Here is a 25,163-nt window from a genome sequence, read left to right as displayed (position 1 = left end):
GGCCCGTACGTCGCCTATGCGCACCCTGCTGCTGGCCGCGGTCGTGGGGGTTCCGCTCGCCTGGCACCTCGGGCTTACGGCGTTCACCTATTATGACGCCGCCCGGGTCGGGCTGAAGCCCCGGGAGAAGTGGGCGGCGATCACCTTCTGCGTACCGGTGTTCGGCTTCTTCGCCTACCTTTTCGAGCGGAGCGAGCTCTCCTACGACCCGGAGAGCGATCCGTACCGCGGGAACAACTTCAACATCCACCCCTCGCGCGCCGACGACGCGCCGTTGCCGTCACGAGGTGACGATCGGCGCTCGCCGGACGACGACGCGGACCGGGAGTCCGAACGAACGGAGTGACGCCGTCGCCCCGGGACCGTGACGGACCGACGGCGCATTAGGTGCCGAACGCTAACGTTTTTACCACGACGGGAACGCTCTCGCCGCCGGTCATCGGCTCGCCGACGTCGAGGTAGTCCCCGCCCGCGGGGGCGAGTTCGTCGAGGACCACCAGGGGGCGATCGCGCTTCCGGCGAAGCGCCTGTCCGAGGGCCTTCGCGCAGTTTTGTCGCGTGACGACGACCACCGGGAGCGACGGCGGGAGCGACCCGAGCGCGCCGGCGAGCGCGTCGGCGACGGCGACGAGTCGATCGTACGAGAGCGGCCCCACGTCGTCGATCGAGAGCGCGATCGCGTCCACCGCGTCGAACTCTCGACGCTCGGCGTGCTCCGCGACGGCGGCGTCGAATCGGGACGCGAGCGAATCGCCATCGCAGTCAGCGAGGTTCGAAACCGGGACGACCGGCACGTTTCGCAGGGGGAGCGCCGACGGATCGAGCGAGACGGTTCGGCCGCTGAGCGTCGTCGTCTCCGTGCCCGCGCCGACGACCGTCGCCCGGATGTCCTCCGCGGGGTCGCGAACCGGCCACGATCGAACCCGCTTGTGGTCGGCGAGCGCGGCCGCGAGCGGCCCGCCGAGGTCGCCGTAGGCGAAGGGGTCCTCGGGCGGGGACGCGACGAGTCGACCGACGCCGCCGCTGAAGACGACGCCCGAAAGGTCGATCGGGTCCTCGGGGAGGTTCCCGATCGCGAGCGCGCGCGTTCGCTCGTCGAACGGCGGTCCCGCAACCAGATCGACGATCCGATCGGCCATCGCGGCCGCGAGGGCCTCGAGCGCGGCCTCGTCGGGCGACTCGCCCTCGGCGATCGGCGCGTCGATCGCCTCGACGAGAGTCCGGGCGGGCGGCGAGATCGACGCGATCCGGCCCGCGTCGTCGAACGCGACGAGGCGGCCGCCGACGTCGAGACAGCGGGTCTCCCGGACGGCGACGGGGTCGCCGGGCGAGCCCGACGCACCGCGACTCGAATCGTCGCCGTCGAAGATCGCCACGTTCGTCGTCCCGCCGCCGACGTCCACGTTGGCGACGAGGCCGCCGAAACGGGCGGCCCGCGCTGCCGCGCCGGAGCCCCGCCCCGCGAGGATCGCCTCGAGCGAGGCGCCGGCCGTCGCCGCGACGAACTGACCCGCGTCGTCCGCCAGCCGGTGTGCGAGGGGTTCGGCGTTCTCCCGACGAGCGGTCTCGCCGGTGATGATGACCGCCCCCGTGTCGATCGCCGCGGGCGCCACGCCCGCCGCGTCGAGTTCGTCCTCGACGAGTTCGGCCACCCGCTCGACGTCGATCGTTTCGGCGTCGAGCAGCGGCGTCTCGCGTACCGAGCCGCGGTGGACGATCTCGCGATCGGCGATCGTCGGACTCGCGCCGCCGCCGGGCGGCGTCTCGACGCGCAGACGGCTGACGATCGCGTGCGTGGTCGTCGTCCCGACGTCGACGCCGATGCTCGTCAACGTCCGCGGAGGATCCGTCACGACGATCACCCCAGGTTACTCCGGTTTGAACTCGCGGTCGGCCTCCTGGAGGTCGATCCCGCTGGCCTCCCTCTCGAGCATCTCGACGAGGAGGTCGACGAGTTCGGCGCCGGCCTCGATCGGCGGCAGGCCGCCGTCGTGGACGTTCGAGATCACGGACTTCTTCGCGGTCGGCGCGCCCCGTTCCGGCCCGTAGACGAGGTACGCGCTCAGGCTCTCGGCCGATCTGAGGCCCGGGCGTTCGCCGACGAGGTTCACGCAGCAGTCGGCGTCGAGTTCCTCGCCGATCGCGTCCATCACGTCGACGCGGCCGTACTCGACGAAGACCGGCGTGCCGACCTGGACGTCGCGGTCCGCGAGGCCGGCTTGCAGAACCGGGAGCAGTTCGGGAACGTTCGTCTCGACTGCGGTCGAGGAGAGGCCGTCGCTGACGACGATCTGGACCTCGGGCGCGGACGCACACTCCTCGCGGAGGGTCTCGACGCTCTCCGGCGCGAGTTCACGGCCGAGGTCGGGGCGGGCCAGGTACTGGTCCTTGTCGGCAACTCGCGTCCGAAGTCGCACCAGCCCGAGGTCGTCGATGACGCCGTCGTCGACGTGCGAGAGGACGGCGTCGCGGGCGGTACCGTGATCCGCCCGGAACTCGAGCAACGCGTCCGTCGTCGGGCGCGGGCCGGCGCGGCCGACGCCGAGTCGCGTCGGCGTTCGATCGACGATGCGGCGGAGCGCCTCCTCGTCGGCGCGGTCTTCGAGGTCGGTCTCGGTGGGTGGGTTCGTATCGGATGACATGGTCTGAATTCGGTGGACAGCGAAGATGGTGGTCAGGTGAAGATCGTGGGGTCGCCCGCGCGATCGGTCAGTCGGCCGTCGCGCCAGAGGCCCTGCTCGGCGAGCCACTCCGCGAAGGCGGGCGCGGGTTCAAGATCGAAGATCTCCCAGAGCGCGGCGGCGTCGTGGTAGCTGTTCGACTGGTAGTTCAGCATCACGTCGTCGCCCATCGGGACCGTGATGAAGTAGTTCGTTCCCGCGGCCGCGAGCAGGACGGCGAGGTTCTCGATGTCGTTCTGGTCGGCCTGGATGTGGTTCGTGTAGCAGGCGTCGATGCCCATCGAGATGCCGTGCAACTGCCCCATGAACACGTCCTCTAAGCCCGCGCGAATGACCTGCTGGCCGTCGTAGAGGTACTCCGGGCCGATGAAGCCGACGACGGTGTTGACGAGGAACGGATCGTACCGCTTCGCGAGGCCGTAACAGCGCGCCTCGAGCGTGAGCTGGTCGACGCCGTGGTGGGCGTCGCCCGAGAGCTCCGCGCCCTGTCCCGTCTCGAAGTACAGCACGTTCGGCCCCGAAGAGGTACAGCGGCGCTGCGCCAGGTCGTGCGCCTCGTCCAGCAACTCGACGTCGACGCCGAACTCGTCGTTGCCGGCCTCGGTGCCGGCCAGACTCTGGAAGACGAGGTCCGCCGGCGCGCCCTCGCGGAGGGCGTCCATCTGGGTGGTGACGTGGGAGAGACAGCAGTTCTGCGTCGGGACGTCCCACTCCCGGATGAATTCGTGCGTCGCCTCCAGGATCCGCGTCGTGGTCTCGACACTGTCCGTCACCGGGTTGACGCCGATCACCGCGTCGCCGACGCCGTAGGCCAGCCCCTCCCGAGTCGCGTCGACGATGTTGTCCACGTCGTCGGCGGGATCGTTCGGCTGCAGTCGAAACGAGAGGGTTCCCTCCTCGCCGATCGTCGTGTTGCAGCGGGCCGTCACCTCCATCTTCGACGTGACGAGCACGAGGTCCATGTTCGACATGAGCTTCGTCACCGCGGCGATCATCTCGCTCGTCAATCCGGGTCGGATCGCCGCGATCTCGCGCTCGCCCGTCGCGCTGTCGACGAGGAACTCCCGGAGGTCCGCGACCGTCCAGTCTTTGATCTCGTCGTAGACGGGTTCCCGCACCGCATCCTGGATGACGCGCGACACCTCGTCCCCGTCGGGCGGAACGACCGGGTTCTCGCGGAGCGTCTCGAGGCGCATCCCGGCGAGGGCGCGCTTCGCGGCGACCCGCTCGGCGTCGGACTCGGCTGCGATCCCCGCCAGCTCGTCGCCGGTCTTCGGCTCGTTGGCCTTCGCCAACACCTCGACGATCGAGTCGAATCGGTCCCCGGCCGCCTCGTTCGTGGTCTGGATCGACATGGGACGGATGCGCGCCACTACGGCGGGAACGTGCTTGATGGTTTGCCATACGTTATCAAAGCGCAGTTGTCGTACTGAAAGTGTAGCTGGACTCGAGGCCGGCGGCGAGCGCACGACCGGGGCGCCCCGGACATTAAGTCGTCGTCCGTGGTGGAGTAGGGGACATAGAAGGTGCCGACACCGACGATCCCACCCGCGTCGCGATCGCCTGCCAGGGCGGCGGCAGCCACACCGCCTTCACCGCGGGCGAGTTCGACACCATCCACAACGAGGGGGTGACCCCGAAGGCGGTGCTCGCGTCGACGGCGATTCCGACGCTGTTTGAGGCCGTCGAGATCAGCGAGGAGCGGAGCTCCTCGAGCGATCGGACATCGTCCGATGACGACAGCGACTACTACTGGGACGGCCTCTTTTCGCAGAATCCCCGATCCGGGACTTCCTGACGATGCCCGACCGCGGGCGAGAGAAGCCCGACGAGATCTGGATCGTCCAGATCAACCCGAAGCGCCGCGAGTCGGTGCCGCGGTCGATCGACGGCTTCATTTCGTCCACTCTAAAACAGGAACGAATTTATTGCCGTTTGACTGATGGTCCGTATGGACAGCCGGTACCGGATACTCGTCCTCGCGCTCCTCGGCGTCGTGTTCGTCCTGAACCCGGTCTACCTCTATCCCGACGCCGGCGGCGGCGGCGAACGAACGTATCACGTGGACAGGGTCGAAAACGAGGCGATGGCCGATGGGGCGATCGCGCTGTCGGAACGCGTGGTGAACTGTCCGGGCGTCCGGCTCTGCGCGGCGGAAGAGCGAGTTCTCGAGGACGGTGCCGTCGAGTACGACGGGCACGTCCAGTCGTTCGACGAACGCTCCGAACGCTACGAGGACCCCGGCTGGTACCCGGTCGTCAGAATCGAGGGGACACCATACCTGCCGGAACACGAGTACGAGGAGAACGGAACGGTGCTAACCCTCACCGAACTCAGTTCAGCGGAAGCGGTCGAACGCGCGGCCGTCCCCGCAGCGGATCTGCCTCCGGAGGTTCGCGAGGCCGTCGAAACGGGATCGATCACCGTCTACGGCGATCAGATCGAGGCGTTCGAGCGCAACGAGATCGTCGAGCACGACGGGGAGTATTACGTCGTCACGAGGTTTTCGAGACGGTCGCACTCGACCAAAGGTGTGGCCATCGCCTTGCTCGGGCCGACGCTATATGCGCTCGGAATCGGCCTGCTGTTCTACTCGGGGCGGGAATTCGGAAGACGCGCAGACTGACCCTCGTTCACGGTCGAGCAGCCGAGTACCGCGGCCCGTTCTCGAACCAGTTTGCGAGCTGAATCCGCGGACTGCTTGAGTAGCCGATACACTCCGTCCGACATAGACATCGTTTTCCTCCGGGACCCGCCAGCCCCACTATGGACCGGGCGCGCATCTGGACCCTCGCCATCTTTCTGTTCGTCATCGGCGATGCGATCGCGATGCAGGCGCGAGGACCGATTCTCACCAGCCTCGAATCGGCGTTCGGCGTGTCCGAGGCCGCGCTCGGCCTGGTCGCGCCGGCGGGGACGGCCGGGTTCGTCGTGGCCATCATCGCCACGGGGTTGCTCGCCGGTCGGCTCCGGATCCGGCGGGCGCTCCTGATCGGCGTCGTCGGCGTCTGCGCCGCGTTGATTCTGATGGCGGGCGCGCCGGTGTACGCCCTCTTCCTGCTCGCGCTCGTGGCCCAGGGAACCGCCGCGGGCGTGTTTCGCGGCCTCGATCGGGTCGTGCTCAGCCATCTCCACGCCGATCGGCGCGGCCGGGTGTTCACCGCCTACGCGCTCGCGTGGGCCGTCGGCGCCGTCATCGGCCCGCAACTGGTCAGCGCCGTGCTGGCCGTCGCCGACTGGCGGGCCGTCTTCCTCGCGATCGGGCTCTGTTTCGTCCCGATCGCGATCGTCGCGAGCAGGGTCGACCTCCCTGCGATGTCGGCCGAGCGATCGCTGTCGACGGACGCGCTGCGCGAACTCCTCCGGCGACCCGCCGTCGTCGGCGCCTGCGCCGGAATGCTGTTCGTTGGTTCGGTGGAGGGAATCCTCTTCACCTGGCTCGCCTACTACGCGAGCGGCCTCTACGAGACCGCGACGGCGAACCTGCTCCTGTCGACGTACCTCCTCGCGTACGTTCCCGCGCGGGCCGGCTACACCGTCCTCGTCGATCGCGTGCCCCACCTCGCGCTGCTGCTCGTCGCGACCCTCCCGACGGTCCCCGCGCTCGCGATCGCGTTCTCCGGGATCGCCGGTCCCCCGCTGTTCCTGGCCGTCTTCGTCGCCGGCGTCGGGCTCTGCAGCGTCTTCCCGACGCTGTCGGCGTACGCGGTCGAGGCCGCGCCGGAGTACAGCGGCCCGCTCGCCGCGCTCACCGCCGGCGCGACCTACGCGGGCATCGCGATCGCCCCCGCCGTCGTGGGCGTCCTGGCCGAACTGTACGGCCTCGATCGGGCGCTGTGGCTCGCGGTCGCCATCGCGGGCGCGCTCACGGCGACGATCGCGGCGACGTGGCTGTGGACCGGCACGCCGGACGCGCCGACGGCGGAGACGACCGCCGATTAACTCCGCCGGACGAACCAGTCCTCTCAGTCGTCGGCCGGAACGCCGCCGGCGTCCTCGAACCGACTGTCGGGAACCGTGCCGTCGTCGTCCCAGCCGCGCTCGGCGTAGTACTCGTCGAGGGCGTCCTCGAAGTCCGGCAGCTCGTAGGGCAGCCGATCGTCCGCGCGGTCGAAGCCGCGCTGGTTGTTGAAGTGCCGTTCCAGGGCGACGACGCGGCCGCCGACCGCGAGCAGGTCCTCGTAGTCGGCGTCGAGCAGCGTCGAGAGGCGGTCGGGCGAGACGAAGTCCCGCGAGAACTTACAGAGGACGGCGCTGTCCTTGATGACGTTCTCGTTCTCCTTCTCGACGACCTTCGGGGGCTTGCCCTCGAGGCCGTTCTTGCTCACCGCCTTCGACTCGTCGACGAGGGGGTACTCGAGCGAGTAGAACTCGGCGTACATGTGGTCGGCGCCGCGGTTCGAGGTGGCGAACGCGAGCCCCTGGCCGTTGAGCGTCCGACCGTCGTGGGCGGGGAACTCGAGGCCCTTGACGGACCAGTTCTCGACGTCCAGTTCGTCGTGGAACCGATCGACGCCCTCGGCGAGCGTGTCGCCGATCCCCTCGCGGCGGGCGATTTTCTCGACGGTCTCGTGGATCAGCTCGACGTTGCCGAACTCGTCCTCGCTGGCGAGGTAGGCGGCGACGACGTCGCCGCAGGAAATGGTGTCCAGCCCGAGTTCGTCGCAGCGCTTGTTCGACTGCATCACGTCGACGATGTCGTCGACCCCCGAGTTCGAGCCGAACGCCATCACGGTCTCGTACTCGGGGCCTTCGGTCTCGAGACCCGACTCCTCGTCGCGGGTCGGCAGCTTGCAGGCGAACGCGCAGGCCGAGCAGGTCCCTTTCTTGTACTTCTTCTCCTCGACGCGGTCGCCGCTGATCCCCTCGGCGCCCTCGAAGGAGAGCTCCGAGAAATAGCGCGTCGGCAGCGCCTCGACCGTGTTCGCGAACTCCGTCATCGACGAGGTCCCCTGGCGGCGCATGATGTGGTCGGACTGGGCCGCCTCGCGGTGGACGTCCATCTGCAGCGGCGGGATCTCGACCTCGCGGGTGGAGTCGCCGTCGAACGTGATCGCCTTCACGTTCTTCGACCCGAGGACCGCGCCGAGGCCGCCGCGGCCGAACGCCCGCTCGCGCGAGGTCATGATCGAGGCGAAGCGCACCTCGTTCTCGCCGGCGGGGCCGATCGTGACCGTGTGATCGTCACCGAGGCCGTGCTCGTCCTCGATATAGGCGCAGGTCTCGGACGTCTTGGCGCCCTCGAGCTCCGGTACCGCCTCGAACTCGACGCCTTCGTCCGTGACGTGGACGATCACGAGCTCGTCGCTCTCGCCGGCGATCTCGACGGCGCTGTAGCCCGTCGCCGTGAAGTTCCGCGACAGGAAGCCACCGGCATTCGAGGAGAGCAGGCCGTCGGTCAGCGGCGAGAGGCCCGTCGCCGACATCCGTCCGGTGAAGCTCATCGTCGCGTGCTGGAGCGGGCCAGTCGCGAGGTAGAGCCGGTTTTCGGACCCCAGCGGATCGGCGTCGAACGGGATGCGATCGTGCGCCAGCTTCGTCCCGAGCGCCCGGCCGCCGATGAACGACTCGAGTTCGTCGTCGATCGATTCCGTCTCGACGGTGCGGTCGCCGAGGTCGATCGAACAGAGCGGGCCGCGTACGTGTTTCATAGTCTATTATGCGGTTGTGCTATCGAAAAATGGTTTGGTTTCGGCCGGTGCGCCGCGTCGCGAGGAAGCTCCGAACGCGAATCGAAATCCGGACGCGACGGCGAAGGGCGCACACGGGCGTAGAGCGGCCCCGGGTCGCCGGCGAGCGGCAACGGTTGCGGATAGATTGCGAACGGTTTCGCAGATAAAACAGTTCGCTTCCATTCAACACTGTGATAAGACGACGATAGCAATACCGGGTGGCCACGCAACCCGGCGTATGCCGAACCCAAACAGACGGACAGTGATCGCGACCGGACCGGCGCTCCTGACCGGCAGTGCGTTCGCGACGATCGGCGCCGGCAGCGGAGACGACACCGAGGCGGACGAAGAACGATCCGGAGCGACCGACGACACTGCGTTCACCGCCGAGCCCCACGACGGCTGGTACGCGTTCCGAGCCGACGCCGGAAGCACCCGTGCCGTCTCGGCCGCGAACGAACCCGACGCCCCCGACGCCGTTCGCTGGCGACACGACGACATCGAGTCGCGCGACGGCATCGCGATCGGCGACGAGCGGGTCTACCGTCACGACGGTACGGGCAGGATCCGCGCCCTCGATCCGACGGACGGCTCGGTCGCGTGGACGAGCGACGACCTCGGCGTCGACGACGCGCCGAACAGCGCGCCGGTGGTGGTGGGTGACTGGCTCTACGTCGGCGGCGAGGCGCTGACGGCCCTCGACGCCGACACCGGCGAGGTTCGCTGGCGGCGGGCGTTCGGCGACGGCGACGACTCGCCGACGGTCTACCAGCCGGAGTTCGCGCACGGAACGATCTACGCGTCCACCGACGACGAGCGCCTGTACGCGGTCGACCCGGCGGACGGCTCGGTTCGGTGGGAACGCCACTCCATCGACGAGATCGACGAAGGCGATCACCCCTACTGGTCGTACGATACGTTCCACGCGTACTCGCTGGCCGTCACGACCGACGCGGTTTACGCCACTGTCGGGACCCCACCCGAACAGCGCCAGGTCGTGGCGCTCGAGCCTGAGTCGGGCGAGACGCTGTGGACGGTCCATCCGAACGGCACGTTGCGCGCTCGCGTCGCGGCGACCGAGAACTACGTCTTCGTCTACGACGCCTCGACGACCTTCGAGACGAGGGTCGTCGACGCGACGACGGGTGACGTTCTGAATCCGATTTCGGGCGGCGGCCCGGCCGCTATCGCCCAGGACACGTTCGTCGGGACCGTCGGCGGGAACGAACTCCGCGCGACGGACGTCGACGCGACCGAGGACCGGTGGATTACGCGCTGGGTCCGCGACGACGCGCAATCGTACGGAACGCCGACGATCGCGGGCGACACCGTGCTCGTCGTCGCGCTCGACGAGCGTGACAGGGAGTTCCTCAAGGGATTCGACCTCGAGAGCGGACGCGAACGCTGGTGTCTCCACCTGGAAGCGGTTCCGCAACTCGCCAACCGCCACGGCGATCTCCGCTACGACCTCGCGGTCGACGACGGAACGATCTATCTCAGCGGCGACGAAGAACAGGTCGCGATCCGGTAGTCCCGGCGCGAGCGAGCGTCCGTCGCGATCGGTCCTGCCGACACTATCGGGGAAACCAATACTTAACTCGACGGCGGATCACCTTCGGATAGATGGCAGGCCACGACTCCGCCCTCGGTGTGTACCGGCAGGCGCTGCCGGTCATTATCATCAGTCTCGTGGCAGGACTGTTCGCGGGTACGTTGCTCGGCACCGAGACGATGCGCGAGGGGATCGAAAGCGTCCCCGGTACCTTGCTGTTGTTGCCGGCGTTTCTCGCGACTCGTGGCGGCGTCTACGGCTCCCTCGGCGCCCGCCTCTCCAGCGGCCTCCACCAGGGGCTGATCGACCCGCACTTCGAGTGGAACGGCCGCCTCAGGAACGCGATCGTCGCGTCGTTTCTCAACGGGATGATCGTCTCCGTCTTCATCGCCGTCCTCGCGTGGAGCGTCTTACTCGCCCTCGGCCGGAACGGGAGCCTGCTGGAGTTGCTCATCGTCCTGTTCGTCGCCGCGCTACTGAGCGCGTTCGCGATGCTAGGGGTGTTGCTCACCGTGATCTTTAAGGGCTACCGGCGGGGACTCGATCCGGACAACGTCATCGGGCCGGTGGTGACGACCGTCGGCGACGTCTTCGGCGTCGTCTTCCTGCTGGTCGGCATCGGGGTCGCCGGGGTGGTGCTGTGAGCGGCGGCGACGTCCTCCGCGGCGAGGAGCTGGACGACGACTTCGTCGGCGACTGGACGGTCCGAAACATCGTGACGACGCTCGTCCCGCTGCTCGTCGCGATGTCGATCCTGCAGATGGTCTCGGGGACCGTCCTCGAGAGCTACGAGGAGCAACTGCTCGAGAACCCCTCGCTTCTCATCCTCGTGCCGGTGATGATCGGCACCGCGGGCAACCTCGGCTCGATCATGTGCGCGCGGCTCTCGACCCAGTTGCACCTCGGGACCCTCGAATTCTCCCCGCGAAACCCCGGCATCCGGGCGAACGTCGGCGCGATCATGGGCCTGGCCGCGACGGTGTTCGTCCTGCTCGGGTTCGCCTCGTGGGCGATCGGTAACGTGTTAGGCGGGACGCTCGGCCTCGGAACGCTCCTGGTGATCACGATCGTCAGCGGCATGCTGCTGGCCGTCTGGGTCGTCGTCGTCAGCTCCGCCTCCGTCTACGCCTCCTACCGGCTCGGCTACGATCCCGACGACACGACGATCCCGGTCGTCACGAACATCTGTGACATCACCGGCGTCCTCATCCTCTTCGGCGTCGTCGCGATCGTCCTCTGAGCGCCGAACACAGCCCCGCCCCCGTTTGGATCGCGCGGTCCGTCACCGCGGACGCGATCGCGTACCGCCGCGGTCGCAGCCGGCGCGGTGTCGATCAGTCGTGTGGATGCCACCGGTCGAGCGTTTCGTGAACCGCCTCGGTTCGACCCAGAAGGGTGACGTGATCGCCGAGTTTGAGCGTGAGCTCCGGGTCGGGGACCTCGCTCTCCCCGTCCCGACTCACCAACGCGATCAGGACGCCGTTGGGCAGTTCGTCGCTGATTTCGACGATCCGCTGACCGGCGACGTGCTCGCTGGTGATCTCGATCTCCTGGACGTCGCCCGATCGACCGATCTCGGTCATCCAGTTCGAGAGCGCCGGCCGCTCGATCAAGTTGTCGATCGCCCACGCCGTCGATTCGGACGACGAGATGGTCCGCACGTCGAGCTCTTCGAACGCGTCGACGTTGGCGGGATTGTTCGCCCGGGCGATCACCCGGTCAACGTCGAACTTGGACTTGACCAGCTGGGCGATCAGGAGGTTCGCGTCGTCGTCGCCGGTCGCCGCGACGACGATCTTGGCGTTTTCCGCCCCCGCCGCGAGGAGGACTTCGGTGTTCGTCCCGTCGCCCGCGTGGACGGTGAACCCTTCCGATCGGGCGCGTTCGAGGATCGTCTCGTCCGCTTCGATCAGGACTACGTTTTCGCCGCGCGCTTCCAGTCGTTCTGCCAGCGAGCGGCCGACCTTGCCGCCGCCGACGATGAGTACACGCATGGGTATCACGTCCAATCGTTCCGCGATCTGTCGGGCGAATCCGCCCTCGACGACGACAGTCACCAGAATGACGAGAAAGACGGTTCCGACGAGCAGTTTCGCACCGGCGACGTTCGTCGGCGGCTCGGAGTCCTGCAGCCGGATCGCGAATAGGGTCGCGACCGACGCCGGAATAATCCCCCGCGGTCCGACGGCGCTCATGAACAGCTTCTCTCGAGCCGTGAACCGCTTACCGCTCGTCGAGAGAAAAACTACCGCCGGCCGCAAGACGCCCATCACGACGACGACCAGCGCCAGACCACCGAACCCGAGCGCGGACAGCCGGTCGAAATCGAGCAACGCCGCGAGCGCGATGAACACGAACGAGAGAACGATCAACGTCACGTCGCCTTTGAACGCCTCGATCTCCTCCTCGTAGGGGAGACCGGCGTTCCCCAGCACGAGGCCGGCGGTCGCGGCCGCGGCCACCCCCGCTTCCGAGTACACCCAGTCAGCCGCACCGAAGGCGACGACGGCGCCGGCCAGGGTCAACAGTCGAGCGTTCTGCGGCGCGTCGTCCGGCGACATATCCACGTACTGCAGGACGGCCCAGACGATCGCCGCGACGACGACGCCGACGAATAACCCGACACCCAGGCGACTGACGAAGTCCTGGACGTACGTATCGACGTGGATCTCTGCCGACGCCAGCGCCTTGAACACGACGATGGCCGCGATCGCCGCGGTGACGTCGTTGACGATCCCTTCCGTTTCGAGGGCGGCTGCCACCCGATCCCTGACGGGGACGACGGCCAGGATCGGCGTGACCACGGTCGGTCCCGTCGCGACGAGGAGCGCACCGATCAACAGCGAGATGCCCCAGTCCGCGCCGATCAGGTAGTGGGTGGCGACCGCCGTCCCGACGAACGCGATCGCCGCGCCGAGGGTGATCAGCCGGATCACCGCCGACGGCGCCTGGCGAAGCTTATCGATTTTGAGGTGAAACGCCCCCTCGAAGACGATGATCGCGACGCTCACGCCGACGATCGTCGAGAGCGCGTCGATCCCGCCGAGGTTCTCGAGGGTAACCACGCCCAGTCCTTCGGGACCCAGCACGATGCCCGCGGTGATGAGAAAGAGGACGCTCGGGACGCGAAAGCGAGCCGCGAGTAACTGGGCGCTGACGCCGAGACCGATAATCGCGGCGACGACGAGGAGGAAGTCGGTACTAGCCATCGCGCTTCCCTTGTGACTCGCCCTCGCGGGCGCGGTGGCGACCGATCGTCAGTTCGGCTAGCGGCATCCGTTAGTTGAACGATCGTCTCCAGTCGGTTAAGCGCACCTTTTTGTGCGGGCGAGAAGCGAAGCGTCTTGCGATCGTCGGTGTCCGCTTCCGCCTCGGCCGTCCTCGTCGTCCAACCCCGGCGACGCGAATCGCCGCGTCGGCCGCCGTCTCGGGGCGCAGTCGATCGATCGAGGGCGTCAGTCCGCGACGTCCGCACTCGCTTCGTCGACCGATCGCTCGTCGTAGACGTCCGCGACCTCGTCCGCGTACGCCTCCAGGATGACCCGCCGCTTCTTCTTCAGCGTCGGCGTGAGCATGCCGTTCTCCTCGGTGAACTCATCGGGGACGAGGCGAAACTCCTTGATCGTCTCGTGAGCTTCGAAGCCGTCGTTGACCGCGACGACCGCCTCGCCGATTCGATCGCGCGCCCACTCGTGGTCGCAGACGGCTTCCGGATCGTCGGGCAAGTCGACCCCCGCCTCGGCGGCTCGTCGTTGGAGCGTCCCGACGTTGGGGACGACGAGCGCGCTGACGAACTTCTCGCCGTCGCCGACGACCATCGCCTGCTCGACGACGTCGCTCGCGGCGAATGCGTCCTCGATCGGCGCGGGCGCGACGTTCTTCCCCGTCGAGAGGACCAACAGTTGTTTGGATCGCTCGTGGAAGGTCAGATAGCCGTCGGGCCGAACGGTGACGATGTCGCCGGTGCGAAACCATCCGTCCTCCGTGAACGCATCGGCCGTGGCCTCCGGGTTCTCCCAGTACCCGTCGGTCGCGTTCGGCCCCTTCACGAGGAGTTCGCCCGTCTCGCCGAGCGTATCTACCGTCGACCCCTCCGGAACCACCGTCTCGTCGACCCGGATCTCGCAGTCGACGATGGGCGGTCCGATCGTGCCGACCTTCGGCTCCTCGGGCGGGTTCGTCGTGACAACCGGCGAGGTCTCGGTGAGGCCGTAGCCCTCGTAGATCGGCAGCCCCATCCCGTGATAGAGCGTACAGAGCTCCTTCGAGAGCGTCCCGCCGCCGCTGACGAGGAACTCGACGTTGCCGCCGAGCGCATCCTTGACGGTGCTGAACACGAGCGCGTTCGCGATCGAGTGCTTGACAGCGAGCGCCACCCCAGGTCGCTTCGATCGGTGGTACTCCCGGCCGACGTCGGTCGCCCACTCGAAGATGCGCTCCTTGATCGGAGACTCGCTCGCCTGCTCGCGGATCGCGTCGTAGATCTTCTCGTAGACGCGGGGCACGCTCGTCGCGGTGGTCGGCTGTACGAGGCTGAAGTCCTCCTGGAGCGTGTCGACGCTCTCGGCGTACCCGACGGTGCTCCCCGCGGCGAACATCACGAAGTGGCCGCACGTGCGCTCCATGACGTGGGCGAGCGGCAGGTACGAGACGCTCGTCGTGTTCTCGTCGATCGAGGGCACGCCGGCGGCCTTGTCCGGCCGCGGCCCGTACCGTCGGTAGATCTGGTTGACGTTCGACCGGAAGTTGCGGTGGGTGAGCCGGACGCCCTTCGGCTGGCCCGTGGTCCCGCTCGTGTAGATAATGCTCGCGAGGTCGTCCGCGTCGATCTCGTCGAGTAGCGCCTCGTAGCGCTCCGGATCGAACGCCGCCGCGCCTCGCTCGTAGACCTCCTCGAGCGTCAGCACGTCCTCGCGATCGGCGTAGCCGTCGAGGTCGTCCATCGAGACGACGAACTCGAGGTCGAGGTCGTCCTCGACCTCCAGTACGCGTTCGACGAGATCTGCGTTTTCGACGATCACGCCCGTTGCGCCGGGATCGTCGAGCAGGTACCGCACCTGGTCGGGCGAGGAACTCTTGTACACCGTCGTCACGACGGCACCAATCGAGAGCAGCGCGAAGTCACACTGCGCCCACTCCATCCGGGTATCCGCGAACACCCCCACTCGATCGCCCCGGTCGACGCCGAGGTCGCGAAAGCCCGCCGAGAGCGCGCGGACGATCTCACCCGTCTCCCGGTAGGTCACGCTCGCGTACGCGCCGTCCGGCGCCGGGTCGAACGCCGTCCCCGCGAGCGTCCGATCGTAGACGCCGCCCTTGTACCGTTGGGCGACCGATTCGGCGTTTCGCTCGACCGTCGTCGCGAACATCCGTCCGAGCGATTCCATTCGCAGCACCTCGTTCGAGAACTCCCGTTCGGCCTGTTCCCATCCCATGGCTTGACGTACCATGGGACGCGCGGATTATGAATGGATGGGATCTATCACGATCGATGGCGAAGAAACGGACGGCGTCCGTTTCTTCGCGCCTCGGCGATCAACGGTCGATTCTTGTACCTCGGCGATCGCAGCCCTACGCGTCCGCGTAAATCCGATCGACGCGGTCCTCGAACCGATCGAGGATGACCCGGCGTTTCTTCTTCATCGTCGGCGTGAGCATCTCGTTCTCCTCGGTGAACTCCTGTGGGACGAGTTCGAACCGCTTGATCGTCTCGTGGCTCTCGAAGTTCTCGTTGACGCGATCGACCTCCTCCTCGACGTACTCGCGGACGGTGTCGTCGTCGCACATCGCCTCGGGGTCGGTCGGCACGTCGATTCCGTTTTCGGCGGCCCAGTTACGGATGCGCTCGGTGTTCGGGACCAGCAGGGCGCCGACGAACTTCTCGCCGTCGCCGACGACCATCGCCTGCTCGACGACGTCGCTCGCGGCGAATGCGTCCTCGATCGGACCGGGCGCGACGTTCTTCCCCGTCGAGAGGACGAGGATCTGTTTAGCCCGATCGCGGAACTCGACGTAGCCGTCCGGGCGCAGGTGGACGATGTCGCCGGTGCGGAACCACCGGCCCGACTCGTCCGCCGTGAACGCGCCCTCGGTCGCGCCGGGCCTGTTCCAGTAGCCCTCGGTCACGTTCGGTCCTCGCACGAGCAGTTCGCCCACCTTGCCGGGGTCGTCGAACGCGTCCTGGTCGGCGACGGACTCGTCGATCCGCACCTCGACGCCGGGAAGCGCCGGCCCGATCGTGCCGACCGTCGGCTCCTCGGGCGGGTTGACGGTGACGACCGGCGAGGTCTCGGTGAGGCCGTAGCCCTCGTAGATCGGCAGCCCCATCGCGTGGTAGAGCGTGCAGAGCTCCTTCGAGAGGCTGCCGCCGCCGCTGATCAGGAGGTCGACGTTGCCGCCCAGGGCCTCCCGAACGGTCGAAAAGACGAGTTTGTCCGCGAGCGATCGCTTCGCCTCCAGAATCGGTCCCGGATCGTCGGCCCGCTGGTACTCGACGCCGACGTCGGTCGCCCACTCGAAGATGCGCTCTTTGATCGCGGATTCGCCCGCCTGCTCGCGGATCGCGTCGTAGATCTTCTCGTAGACGCGGGGCACGCTGGTTGCCGTGTTCGGTTCGACCGCGCCGAAGTCCTCCTTCAGCGTCTCCGTGTTCTCGGCGTAGGCGACGCAGGCGCCGCTCGCGAAGATCAGGAAGTGCCCCGACGTCCGCTCGAAGACGTGCGCCAGCGGCAGGTAGGAGACGGTCTGCGTGGTCTCGTCGATCGCCGGCACGTCTTCGGGCTTGTCGGGTCGCGGGCCGTACCGCTTGCGGATCTGGTTGACGTTCGACCGAAAGTTGCGGTGGGTAAGCCGGACGCCCTTCGGCTGGCCCGTCGTCCCGCTCGTGTAGATCAGACTCGCCAGATCGTCCATCTCGGGGGCGTCGACGCGCTCCAGGTAGGCGTCGAGGTCGAACGTCTCGTCGCCCCGATCGTACACCTCGTCGAGCGTCAGCACGCCCTCGCGATCGTCGTACTCGTCGCCGAGGTCGTCCATCGAAACGACGAACTCGAGGTCGAGGTCGTCCTCGACCGCAAGGACTCGCTCGAGGAGGTCCTCGTTCTCGACGACGACCCCCGACGCGTCCGGATCGTCGAGGAGGTACCGCACTTGATCCGGCGAGGAACTCTTGTAGACGGTCGTCACGGCGGCGCCAGCCGAGAGCAGCGCGAAGTCACACTGCGCCCACTCCATCCGGGTGCTGGCGAAGATCCCCACCCGCTCGCCCCGGTCGACGCCGAGATCGCGAAATCCCGCGGAGAGCCTTCGGGCGATATCGCGCATCTCGGCGTACGAGATCGTCCGGAACTCCCCCGGCGACGCCGCCGGCAGCACCGAGTCGGTCAGCGATCGATCGTAGACGCCGCCCTTGTACTTCTGCGCCGGCCGGTTCGGATGACGCTCGGCCGCGTCCTCGAACATGCGCCCGAGCGTCGTCTCCCCGATCACCTCGTCCTCGTACTCTCGTTCGGCGTCCCGCCAGTCCATATCCGTGTGGCAGTAGCTCCCGTGCGATAAAACGTGATGAAACTGGTTTCATTGATAATCAGGTTTACTGCGCCTCTCGACGGATCGAGCGCCGGTTACGTCGCGTTCCGAGGCTCCCGATCGAGATATCCGAGAACGCCGCGAGTGTTTAGCACCGCCTCCGCGCGGGCCTTGCGCTCGCCCCAGACGTCGATCAGGTCGGCGTTCTCGGCGAAGTGCTCGATCACCGCGTCGTCGTCCTGGAGTTCGTCTCGCGCTTCTTCGACCGCGTCGACCCACTCGGAGAGCACCGTCGCGTACTCCTCGAGGGCGCGATCGAGGTCGTCGCCAACCTCCCGGGGTCCGAAGTGCGTGTAGAGAAGGACGTCGGGGTCGATCTTCCCCAGCGTCTCGAGGTCCGCCAGACACTGCTCGAGGTCGAAGTTCGACGGCGGTGACGTCTCTCGGATCTCCTCGGTCTCGGGAACCCAGATCCCCGCCGCGTCGCCGGTGAAGACGGCGTCGTTCGCCGGGTCGTAGAAGACGACCTGGTGGAACGCGTGACCCGGCGCCTCGTGGACGCGCAGTTCGTGCTCCCCCAGGTCGATCGCGTCGCCGTCCTCGATCTCGACGACGCGCTCCTCGGGCAGAGGCTTCGGTTCCACGTAGAACGCCCACTGGTCGCCGACGGCGGCTTTCGTCCCTGCGACCAGTCGCTCCGGGTCGATCAGCAGGCCCGCACCCGGCGCCGGGACGTGGATCTCCGCGTTCGGACACGCCTCGGCGAGGAAGCCCGCGCCGCCGGCGTGGTCGAGGTGGATGTGCGTGACCGCGATGACCTCGAGTTCGTCCCGATCGATGCCGAGGTCCTCCAGCGCCTCGAGAATGTATTCATAGTTGGTCCCGATGCCGGTCTCGACGACGGCCGGTCGATCGTCGTCGAGCACGTAGGCCGCGCCGTACTCGCCCGTGTCGTACATCCCGGTATCGACGTAGTACAGGTCCGAACAGTCACCGGCCGTCACCTCGCGGACGTCTCCGAGTTCCATACCCGTAGGCACTCGCGCGACGAGATAAAAGGTGTGTCCGGTCGCCCGCTCCGGATCGACCCTCGCGGTCGAGGGGTGACTCGCCGTCGACTTCCCGTCGCGATCGCGCCGTCGCCGTCCGCCGAGTTGCTATCGCCGGTCGAGTCGTTACCGCTCGTCGGGTCGATCGGACTGGTCCTTCCACTCGCCGATACCCGAGGGATCGAGGTGAACGTGCGCGTCGCCGACGTCGTCGAGTGCGCGAAGGCGACTCACCAGTTCGGACTCGAGGTCGTGGGCCCGCCGGAAGGGCATGTCGCCGTCGACCTCGACGTGCACCTCGACCTCCAGGCTGGTGCCGTCGTAGAAGACCGCCAGATCGTGGACGCCCTGGACCCGGGGATGCTCGCGGAGGACCGCCGTGACCTCCGCTCGTTTTCGCTCGGGCGGCGCGGCGCCGATGAGGTAGGCGACGTTCTCGCGGCCGATCTCGACCCCCTGGTAGACGACGAGCAGGCTGACGAGGCCGCCGGCGATCGGGTCGAGTAGCGGCTGGCCGAGCAGGACACCGATGATCCCGACGACGGCCGCGAAGGAGGTGTAGATATCGTTCAGGCAGTCGGCCGCGAGCGCCTTGAGCGCGGTCGATCCGACCGTCTCGTTGACCCGGATCGTGTACCGGTAGACCGCGTACATGTCGACGATCGCGAACGCGAGTGCCCCGAGCAACAGGGGGCTGAAGACGACGTCAACGCCGTAGACGATGCCGCTGGCGGACTCGTACAGGAGATTCAGCCCCAACAGCGCGATCACCGCGCCGACGAACAGCGCCGTCAGGGGCTCGATTCGCTCGTGGCCGTGAGGATGGGTGTCGTCGGGCTCGTCGTAGGAACTCCGGCCCCAAACGAGGACGACGATGCTCGCGATCAGGTCCGCGATCGAGTGGGCCGCGTCCGCGAGGAGGGCGACGCTCCCGAACGCGAGGCCCGCGACGCCCTCGACGACGATTTTGGCGACGTTCCCGACGACGTTGACCCACGAGGCTCTCGTGAACCCGTCTCGGCCCGCTCCCCCGGCCGCGGTGCCCGCCATTGCCAGGTTTAGATGGAGTCTAACCTTGGGTCTTTTCCTTTTTCGATCGTGCGCCGATCGGCAACGCGAAGGGTCGTGCCACGACATCGGATCGATCCGAAACGATAGCACGGGATGGCGAACGCTTCGCAACCCTCATTGGGATCGGTTGCGAAGGCGACGATATCCGGGCGATGGGGCCCGCCCGACCCAACCGTCGGCGCCGCGGCCGGCTGACGGTCCCTGTCCTGAGACAGCCATGGCAGCCGACCACCCCCTCGTTCGACTGGAAACGCTCGCACTGATCGGCATCGGCGGCTTCGCCGGGTCGAATCTGCGCTACTTCGCGACCGGCGTCCTCGCCGACGTGCCGGCGGTACTGCTCGTCAACGTCCTCGGGAGCGTCGTCCTGGGCTTTCTCGTCTACGAGGCCCAGTACACCGGGATCGTCGATCGAAAGTCCCGGCTCGTCCTCACAACTGGTTTCCTCTCCTCGCTGACGACCTACAGCACGTTCGCGGTCCAGACCGCGCTGGCGGCGGAGCCGCTGTTGCTCGTCGCGATCGTCGTCGGGAACTACGGCCTCGGGTTCGCGGGCGTCGTCGCGAGCCGCGGGCTGGCCAGACGGGTCAGCGGTTGGGGGCCGACGCCGACCGGAGGTGAGACGGCGTGATCGCTCCGGCTGCGGCGGTGCTCGCGATTGTCGCCGAAACCGCCGCGTTCGACCCCGAGCCGGCCCACGTGGTCGGCACCGGCGGCGCGATCGGCGCCGTCTGCCGCCACTGGGTCTACCGGCAGTTCTCGAGCGAGGGGTATCCGTGGCCGACGCTCGCGGTAAACGCGATCGGCAGTTTCGTCCTGAGCGCTGCGATCTTCGCCGGCCTGAGCGGCTCGTCGCTCCAGTTGCTCGGCGTCGGCGCCTGCGGCTCGTTCACGACGTTCTCGTCGTTTTCGGTCGAAACCGTCCAGTTGTACGAACGCGGCGATCGGCGCCTCGCGATCCTGAATGCGGCGGGCAATCTCTGCCTGTCGCTCGCGGCGATCGGAGTCGCGTGGATCGCGATTGGGTCCTGACCCGCGCCCGACGATCGGCGCGGACGTTCCGTGCTACCTTGCCCCAAATATTAAATCTTCGATATTGTATGACGACCCATGGCAGATCGTGCCCCCTCAACGCCAGAACAGGCCGTCGATAGATGGGATACTGTGTTCGACGCGCTACGAGCCGAGCCCCGACGACGGCTCGTCGACGCACTGCTCGAGGTGGCACCCGACGAACCGGTTCGCCTGCCGGAGGCCGCAGTCAGTCCGATCCGACCCGTCGACCCCGACGCGCTGTGGATCCAGTTGCACCACCACCACCTGCCGCTATTAGCCGACGCGAAGTACGTCCGCTGGGAGTCGGCGCCGCTGCGCGCGTACCGCGGTCCCCGATTCACCGAGGTCGCGTTCGTCTTCGAGTCCATTCACGAAAACGCCGATCAGGTCCCCCAGCAGTTGGACGGCGGGAGCCCGATCCCCGACGGGTACTGACGAGTCGGGCCGTCCGCAGCCGCTGCGAAGGGAGCCGACCGCCCGTACGCCGGTACGCTTCCGGTACGTTCGCGGGAATGTTCCCGGAGGCTGCGGGCCGCACCGCGACGTGCGTCAGGAGCGGCTTCCGGGCGAGCGATCGCTCGCAGAAGAACGGACCCTCATCGCGGAATCGAGGGAAGCTGCACCGAATGGAACCAGAACTGTTCGATCCCCTCAACCAGCGAGACGAACTCGCCCGGGTCTGTCGGTTTCGTGACATAGGCGTTCGCGTGCGCGTCGTAACAGCGGGCGATATCCCGCTCGTCGTCCGAGCCCGTGAGCATGATCACGGGAAGCCGCCGCAGTTGCGGATCGTCCCTGATCGCTTCGAGGACGTCGCACCCGTCTTTCCCCGGCAGATCCAGATCGACGAGGGCGAGGTCAGGAAGGGGCGGCGACTCCACCGTACTTCGACGCTTCAAGAAGTAGAGGGCCTCGTACCCGTCGGCGACCGTGTGGAGCACGGCCTCGCAGTCGATCATCTCGAAGGACTCTTCGATGAGGCGGACGTCGCCAGGATTGTCTTCGGCGATGAGGACGTGGACCGGGTCAGCGGAACGCTGTAGGTGGGACATTTCAGGTATCAACCGTGCGATTGTCGGCGATGTGATCTGCCGCTGCGCCGTCCCCACCACCGACACCGAGCGCTCGACAGGTTCGGAACCAAAACGAGGGGACCGACGATCCGACGGGTACTCCGATCGCCCGGTGCGGGAAGACGGGCTCGATTCCATCGGACAGCGGCGGAGGGGCCGTCGATCGGGTACCGACTTCCGGATCGACCACAGTCACCAGGGATACTGTCCAACTATCCCCGCCCCTTCTCATGTGTCTCTTCATTAAGACGCTGTTGTGAAAGGCTGCGTCCCATATAAGATATCACCCTAATCATCTAGTATACACTCACTGAATCGAGACAATATTGCGCCATTCTTCATCCTATGGAGTGAACATTACCGCAAGTAACTCGATGAAATATCTTCAGAACGGGAGACAATTTATTGTCCGTCGACTTCCTCGGCCCCGAAGTGATTGAACGGTTTTACGGAGGTGTTTCTGAGGAACCACTCGTCGCTGATGTCACACCCGGTCGCTTCGAGTTCGCTCGCGATGGCCGTGATAGCCTCGCTATCGCTACCGACGACCTCGACGGCCAGGTTTTCGCGTCCTGAAAGGATTTCGTTCACTCGGATGACCCCTTCGGTATCGAGCGCGGCGTCGGCGAACTCGCGCCGATCGGAGATCGGGACCGAGCACACGAAGATGACGTGGAGTTGATAGCCCGCCCGTTCGTAGTCGATGTGCGGGTAGTAGCCGTCTATCACGCCGCGTTCTTCGAGGCGTTCGATGCGATTCCGGACGGTGTTCGGCGCGACCCCCACCTCGTCGGCGATAACCGCGGCGCTGTTGTTCCGAGCGTCGTCCTGGAGCATATGGAGAATTCCCCGATCGACGTCGTCGAGTTCCATACTACACCCAGCGACGTGATACCGATAAAAGAAGTTGGTTATGCGTCTCAACAGGCGTTCCGTCACCGCCCGGCGTGCGACCAGTCTGATTCCGTTCGGGTTCGGGGCGTCGATGGCCCGGATCCGCGGAGCTCCCGACAGCACGTCCCCCGAACGGTTCGCGCCCCGCCGAGACCGGTTACGTCCGGATCTGCCGGGCGATCCGTCGATCGTCCGACCGGGAATCTGCATCGTCCGCTTCGTCGCCGTTCCTGAGCATCCTGTATCCCGCGTACGCCGCCGTCGCCGCGAGCCCCACGCCGAGGGCGACCGATCGCGGCACCTCCCGGCGCTGTCGAAGGCTGGTGTAGAGGCTCGACTCGGCGACGCGGCCGTCGTAGCCGCCGCGTTCCCGAAGTTCGCCGGCCGGTTCGTCGAGGCCGCTTCGATCGGCGATATCGCGCGGCGGCTCGTCCTTTCGCTGCTCGCGGTAGAAGACGGTCTCCATGAGTTTGTCCATCAGCCGCGAGGCGGCCTCGCCGAGGACCGTCATCTGCTTCCCGCCGGCGCCGACGGTCACCTCGCGCTGGGGGTGTTCCGCGGCGTGGAGAATCGCCCGGGCGACCGTCTCCGGCGCGTAGACCGGCGCCGGAAGGGTCGCCGCCTCGTCCATGTGGTTTTTGGCGTGCTCCGGGAACGGCGTGTCGATCGCGCTCGGTTTGACGAGCGTCACCGACACCGGCGCGTCCTCCCGCTCGAGTTCCATCCTGAGGGCCTCGGTGAAGCCCTTGACGGCGTGTTTCGACGCCGAGTAGCTCCCCTGCAGGAGGATCGCGCGCTCGGAGACGATGCTCCCGATGTTGATGATGGCTCCGCCGCGGTCCGGCTCTCGGTCGCGGTCACGCAGGTGCTCGGCGGCCTCCAGCGACCCGTACAGCAGACCCCACACGTTGACGTCGAACTGATCGCGCATCTCCTCGATCGGAACGTCGTCGAGCCTGCCGTAGATGGAGACGGCCGCCCCGTTAACCCACGTGTCGAAGCCGCCGAACTCCTCCTCGGCGACCCGCGCGATCTCGCGTACGTCGTCGCGATCCCGAACGTCGGCGACCACGTGCGTCGCTTCGCCGCCCTCGGCGGCGAGTTCGTCGGTCAACTTCCGCAACGCGTCCTCGCTCCGAGCGGCGGCGACCACCGTCGCGCCGCGATCGGCGGCCATCCGCGCGGTCGCCAGTCCGATGCCCGACGACGCGCCGGTAATCACGATCACCTGTTCGTCGAGGGGCTTCAGTTCGTCGGTCATGGTTCGTCACCTCGCTACGACCACGACGGGCTTGCGTTCGACGCCTGTATGCGCGTGGCTCGGAAGCGAGAAAGCACCGCGAAAGCGTCGGCAGAAATCGTCGCCGCGAGACGATCGTCGAGTTCGACTTCGATACCCGGTCAGGCCTGGCCAGTTCCTCGAACGACGCGGCGGCCGTCCGGGTTCCCCTTCGAGATGAGCGCGTCGCCGCCTTGAATCTCGGCGTCGGCGTCGCCGACCAGCAGCCAGCCCTCCCTCAACGCGACGCCGTCAGTGAAACGACGGCGGTGCGTTGAGTTCCGCCACGTACTCGCTACCGTCGTATCGGACGACCCACTCCCCGTATCCGTCCTCCCGGTCGATCGCGGGTTCCGAGAGAAGTCGTTCGCACAACGATACGAATGCGTCGTCGCTCTCGCTCCCGGCGTACCTGTGTTCCGCGATCGCCTCGTCGACGACGTCCCGCTCAGTCTCCGACAGTCCGCGCAACTCGTATCGGTACCGGTCTCGGAGCCACCGCAAGAATTCGTCGTCCGTCGATGCGACGCGGTCGGCCTCGTAGTGGTAGGTGTACCCCCGTCGGTCCGTGACACCGGTGACGTCGATCGAGTACCGTCGGCCGTTTCGAACGATCGCGTCGTAGTCGGGTTCCGAAACGAGCATCGACGCGTTCGCCTCTCGTTCGTCGTAGAGGATGTGAACCGACACGTTATCCCGCTCCCCGGTCTCCGTCGGGAGTTCGTCGGCGAGGTTCGCTCCGTCTACCGCGGGAAGTCCGTCGTATTCGACCGCGTTGGCGCTATCGTTGGACGACGTCTCCGCCGATCCGATCAGGACCTCGACCGCCGTCAGCGTCCGTTCGACGGTCTTCGTCAGCAGGAGCTTATAGTAGGTTCCCTCGTACTCGATCGGCGGTCCGACCAGCGGGGCGACGACCGGCTGTGCAGGTTCCACGACCGGGCGCGGAAAACGACTGTGGAAGTCTGCCGTCCCGTTTTCGATCGTCTCGACGATCGGTCGAAACCTGTCGGACGTGGCGCCGGACGGGATCGACCTGACCGTTCCGGAGAGCAGGTCGGAATCGGTCGCCTCCCGCATCTCCAGCGACGGGCCGTGCCACCCGCAACCGGCCAGCGTTGCAGAAACGACGGCGGCAACGCCGCCGAGCACCTGTCTTCGTCGTAGCGACGGCCCCATTTGATAGACCGCACGTGATCGGCCACGTACAAGTGTTTTCTGTCTGAACTGGTCCGGCAGAAACGTCGCCGGGCGCGGCATCTCACAGGTGCCAACCGATCGGCCGGGGCGATCGGAATCGGGCGTCGGT

At 67.1% G+C, this 25,163-nt stretch carries 22 protein-coding genes and 1 pseudogene; 10 read left to right on the top strand and 13 right to left on the bottom strand.

What is annotated here, in order from left to right:
- The first annotated feature begins 16 nt into the window (after positions 1 to 16).
- Positions 17 to 346, top strand: coding sequence for a PLD nuclease N-terminal domain-containing protein (locus MUH00_RS09195; protein WP_247003796.1), 330 nt, complete (start codon positions 17 to 19; stop codon positions 344 to 346).
- A gap of 37 nt (positions 347 to 383) precedes the next feature.
- On the opposite strand, the gene MUH00_RS09190 is transcribed toward MUH00_RS09195, so the two are convergent.
- Genes MUH00_RS09190 through MUH00_RS09180 form a run of 3 tightly spaced genes read right to left on the bottom strand, consistent with a single transcriptional unit; the run spans position 384 to position 4,036 of the window.
- A complete protein-coding gene (locus MUH00_RS09190; protein WP_247003795.1) occupies positions 384 to 1,853 on the bottom strand; it encodes an ethanolamine ammonia-lyase reactivating factor EutA in 1,470 nt (489 codons plus the stop codon).
- A 15-nt stretch (positions 1,854 to 1,868) separates the two neighbouring features.
- Positions 1,869 to 2,642 (bottom strand): ethanolamine ammonia-lyase subunit EutC, encoded by a 774-nt coding sequence (gene eutC / locus MUH00_RS09185; protein ID WP_247003794.1) that lies wholly within the window; start codon positions 2,640 to 2,642, stop codon positions 1,869 to 1,871.
- 32 nt (positions 2,643 to 2,674) lie between these two features.
- Positions 2,675 to 4,036 carry an ethanolamine ammonia-lyase subunit EutB gene (locus MUH00_RS09180; protein WP_247003793.1) on the bottom strand — a complete coding sequence of 454 codons (1,362 nt, stop codon included), beginning with the start codon at positions 4,034 to 4,036 and terminating at the stop codon, positions 2,675 to 2,677.
- A gap of 164 nt (positions 4,037 to 4,200) precedes the next feature.
- On the opposite strand from MUH00_RS09180, the pseudogene MUH00_RS23185 reads away from it, so the two are divergent.
- The 3 genes and pseudogenes from MUH00_RS23185 to MUH00_RS09165 all read left to right on the top strand — a co-directional run.
- Positions 4,201 to 4,568 (top strand): annotated as a pseudogene (locus MUH00_RS23185) (hypothetical protein); the annotation flags it as partial.
- 64 nt (positions 4,569 to 4,632) lie between these two features.
- Positions 4,633 to 5,307 carry a DUF8127 domain-containing protein gene (locus MUH00_RS09170; RefSeq protein ID WP_247003791.1) on the top strand — a complete coding sequence of 225 codons (675 nt, stop codon included), beginning with the start codon at positions 4,633 to 4,635 and terminating at the stop codon, positions 5,305 to 5,307.
- Positions 5,308 to 5,447: 140 nt separating this feature from the next.
- Complete coding sequence (locus MUH00_RS09165) at positions 5,448 to 6,623, top strand: MFS transporter (RefSeq protein ID WP_247003790.1); 1,176 nt, start codon at positions 5,448 to 5,450, stop codon at positions 6,621 to 6,623.
- A 23-nt stretch (positions 6,624 to 6,646) separates the two neighbouring features.
- Here MUH00_RS09165 and MUH00_RS09160 read toward each other — a convergent pair whose 3' ends face one another.
- Entirely contained in the window at positions 6,647 to 8,332 is a 1,686-nt protein-coding gene (locus MUH00_RS09160; protein WP_247003789.1) for an aldehyde ferredoxin oxidoreductase family protein, read from the bottom strand.
- A gap of 259 nt (positions 8,333 to 8,591) precedes the next feature.
- Here MUH00_RS09160 and MUH00_RS09155 point away from each other — a divergent pair, with 259 nt between their 5' ends.
- The 3 genes from MUH00_RS09155 (at position 8,592) to MUH00_RS09145 (ending at position 11,145) form a co-directional block, all read left to right on the top strand.
- Entirely contained in the window at positions 8,592 to 9,884 is a 1,293-nt protein-coding gene (locus tag MUH00_RS09155; protein ID WP_247003788.1) for a PQQ-binding-like beta-propeller repeat protein, read from the top strand.
- 92 nt (positions 9,885 to 9,976) lie between these two features.
- Positions 9,977 to 10,549, top strand: coding sequence for a magnesium transporter (locus MUH00_RS09150; protein WP_247003787.1), 573 nt, complete (start codon positions 9,977 to 9,979; stop codon positions 10,547 to 10,549).
- A complete protein-coding gene (locus MUH00_RS09145; RefSeq protein WP_247003786.1) occupies positions 10,546 to 11,145 on the top strand; it encodes a magnesium transporter in 600 nt (199 codons plus the stop codon). Before MUH00_RS09150 ends, MUH00_RS09145 begins: the two co-directional genes overlap by 4 nt.
- A gap of 94 nt (positions 11,146 to 11,239) precedes the next feature.
- On the opposite strand, the gene MUH00_RS09140 is transcribed toward MUH00_RS09145, so the two are convergent.
- The 5 genes from MUH00_RS09140 to MUH00_RS09120 all read right to left on the bottom strand — a co-directional run bounded on the left by MUH00_RS09140 (position 11,240) and on the right by MUH00_RS09120 (position 19,531).
- Complete coding sequence (locus tag MUH00_RS09140; protein WP_247003785.1) at positions 11,240 to 13,114, bottom strand: cation:proton antiporter domain-containing protein; 1,875 nt, start codon at positions 13,112 to 13,114, stop codon at positions 11,240 to 11,242.
- Positions 13,115 to 13,360: 246 nt separating this feature from the next.
- Complete coding sequence (locus MUH00_RS09135; protein WP_247003784.1) at positions 13,361 to 15,340, bottom strand: AMP-dependent synthetase/ligase; 1,980 nt, start codon at positions 15,338 to 15,340, stop codon at positions 13,361 to 13,363.
- Between the two features lie 136 nt (positions 15,341 to 15,476).
- Positions 15,477 to 17,432: an AMP-dependent synthetase/ligase gene (locus tag MUH00_RS09130; RefSeq protein ID WP_247003783.1), complete on the bottom strand. Its 1,956-nt coding sequence runs from the start codon at positions 17,430 to 17,432 to the stop codon at positions 15,477 to 15,479.
- 95 nt (positions 17,433 to 17,527) lie between these two features.
- Positions 17,528 to 18,460, bottom strand: a complete 933-nt coding sequence (locus MUH00_RS09125) for an MBL fold metallo-hydrolase (RefSeq protein ID WP_247003782.1) — start codon at positions 18,458 to 18,460, stop codon at positions 17,528 to 17,530.
- Between the two features lie 147 nt (positions 18,461 to 18,607).
- Entirely contained in the window at positions 18,608 to 19,531 is a 924-nt protein-coding gene (locus MUH00_RS09120) for a cation diffusion facilitator family transporter (protein WP_247003781.1), read from the bottom strand.
- A 238-nt stretch (positions 19,532 to 19,769) separates the two neighbouring features.
- Here MUH00_RS09120 and MUH00_RS09115 point away from each other — a divergent pair, with 238 nt between their 5' ends.
- The 3 genes from MUH00_RS09115 (at position 19,770) to MUH00_RS09105 (ending at position 21,043) form a co-directional block, all read left to right on the top strand.
- Complete coding sequence (locus MUH00_RS09115) at positions 19,770 to 20,183, top strand: fluoride efflux transporter FluC (protein WP_247003780.1); 414 nt, start codon at positions 19,770 to 19,772, stop codon at positions 20,181 to 20,183.
- On the top strand, positions 20,180 to 20,584 hold the full coding sequence (locus tag MUH00_RS09110) for a fluoride efflux transporter FluC (protein WP_425603049.1): 405 nt from the start codon (positions 20,180 to 20,182) through the stop codon (positions 20,582 to 20,584). Before MUH00_RS09115 ends, MUH00_RS09110 begins: the two co-directional genes overlap by 4 nt.
- Positions 20,585 to 20,662: 78 nt before the next feature.
- Positions 20,663 to 21,043, top strand: a complete 381-nt coding sequence (locus tag MUH00_RS09105; protein ID WP_247003779.1) for a hypothetical protein — start codon at positions 20,663 to 20,665, stop codon at positions 21,041 to 21,043.
- A gap of 161 nt (positions 21,044 to 21,204) precedes the next feature.
- On the opposite strand, the gene MUH00_RS09100 is transcribed toward MUH00_RS09105, so the two are convergent.
- From MUH00_RS09100 to MUH00_RS09085, 4 genes are all read right to left on the bottom strand, one after another.
- The gene (locus MUH00_RS09100; RefSeq protein WP_247003778.1) at positions 21,205 to 21,660 is read right to left on the bottom strand and encodes a response regulator; all 456 of its coding nucleotides are present in this window, start codon (positions 21,658 to 21,660) and stop codon (positions 21,205 to 21,207) included.
- 423 nt (positions 21,661 to 22,083) lie between these two features.
- Positions 22,084 to 22,554 carry an Lrp/AsnC family transcriptional regulator gene (locus tag MUH00_RS09095; RefSeq protein ID WP_247003777.1) on the bottom strand — a complete coding sequence of 157 codons (471 nt, stop codon included), beginning with the start codon at positions 22,552 to 22,554 and terminating at the stop codon, positions 22,084 to 22,086.
- Between the two features lie 178 nt (positions 22,555 to 22,732).
- Entirely contained in the window at positions 22,733 to 23,836 is a 1,104-nt protein-coding gene (locus tag MUH00_RS09090; RefSeq protein WP_247003776.1) for an SDR family oxidoreductase, read from the bottom strand.
- Between the two features lie 270 nt (positions 23,837 to 24,106).
- The gene (locus tag MUH00_RS09085) at positions 24,107 to 25,033 is read right to left on the bottom strand and encodes a hypothetical protein (RefSeq protein WP_247003775.1); all 927 of its coding nucleotides are present in this window, start codon (positions 25,031 to 25,033) and stop codon (positions 24,107 to 24,109) included.
- Positions 25,034 to 25,163: the final 130 nt, after the last annotated feature.

This window comes from Halosolutus gelatinilyticus, from assembly GCF_023028105.1.
GTDB lineage: Archaea > Halobacteriota > Halobacteria > Halobacteriales > Natrialbaceae > Halosolutus > Halosolutus gelatinilyticus.
Note: the sequence above shows the minus strand (reverse complement) of the source record. Positions and strands in the feature narration are given on the sequence as shown.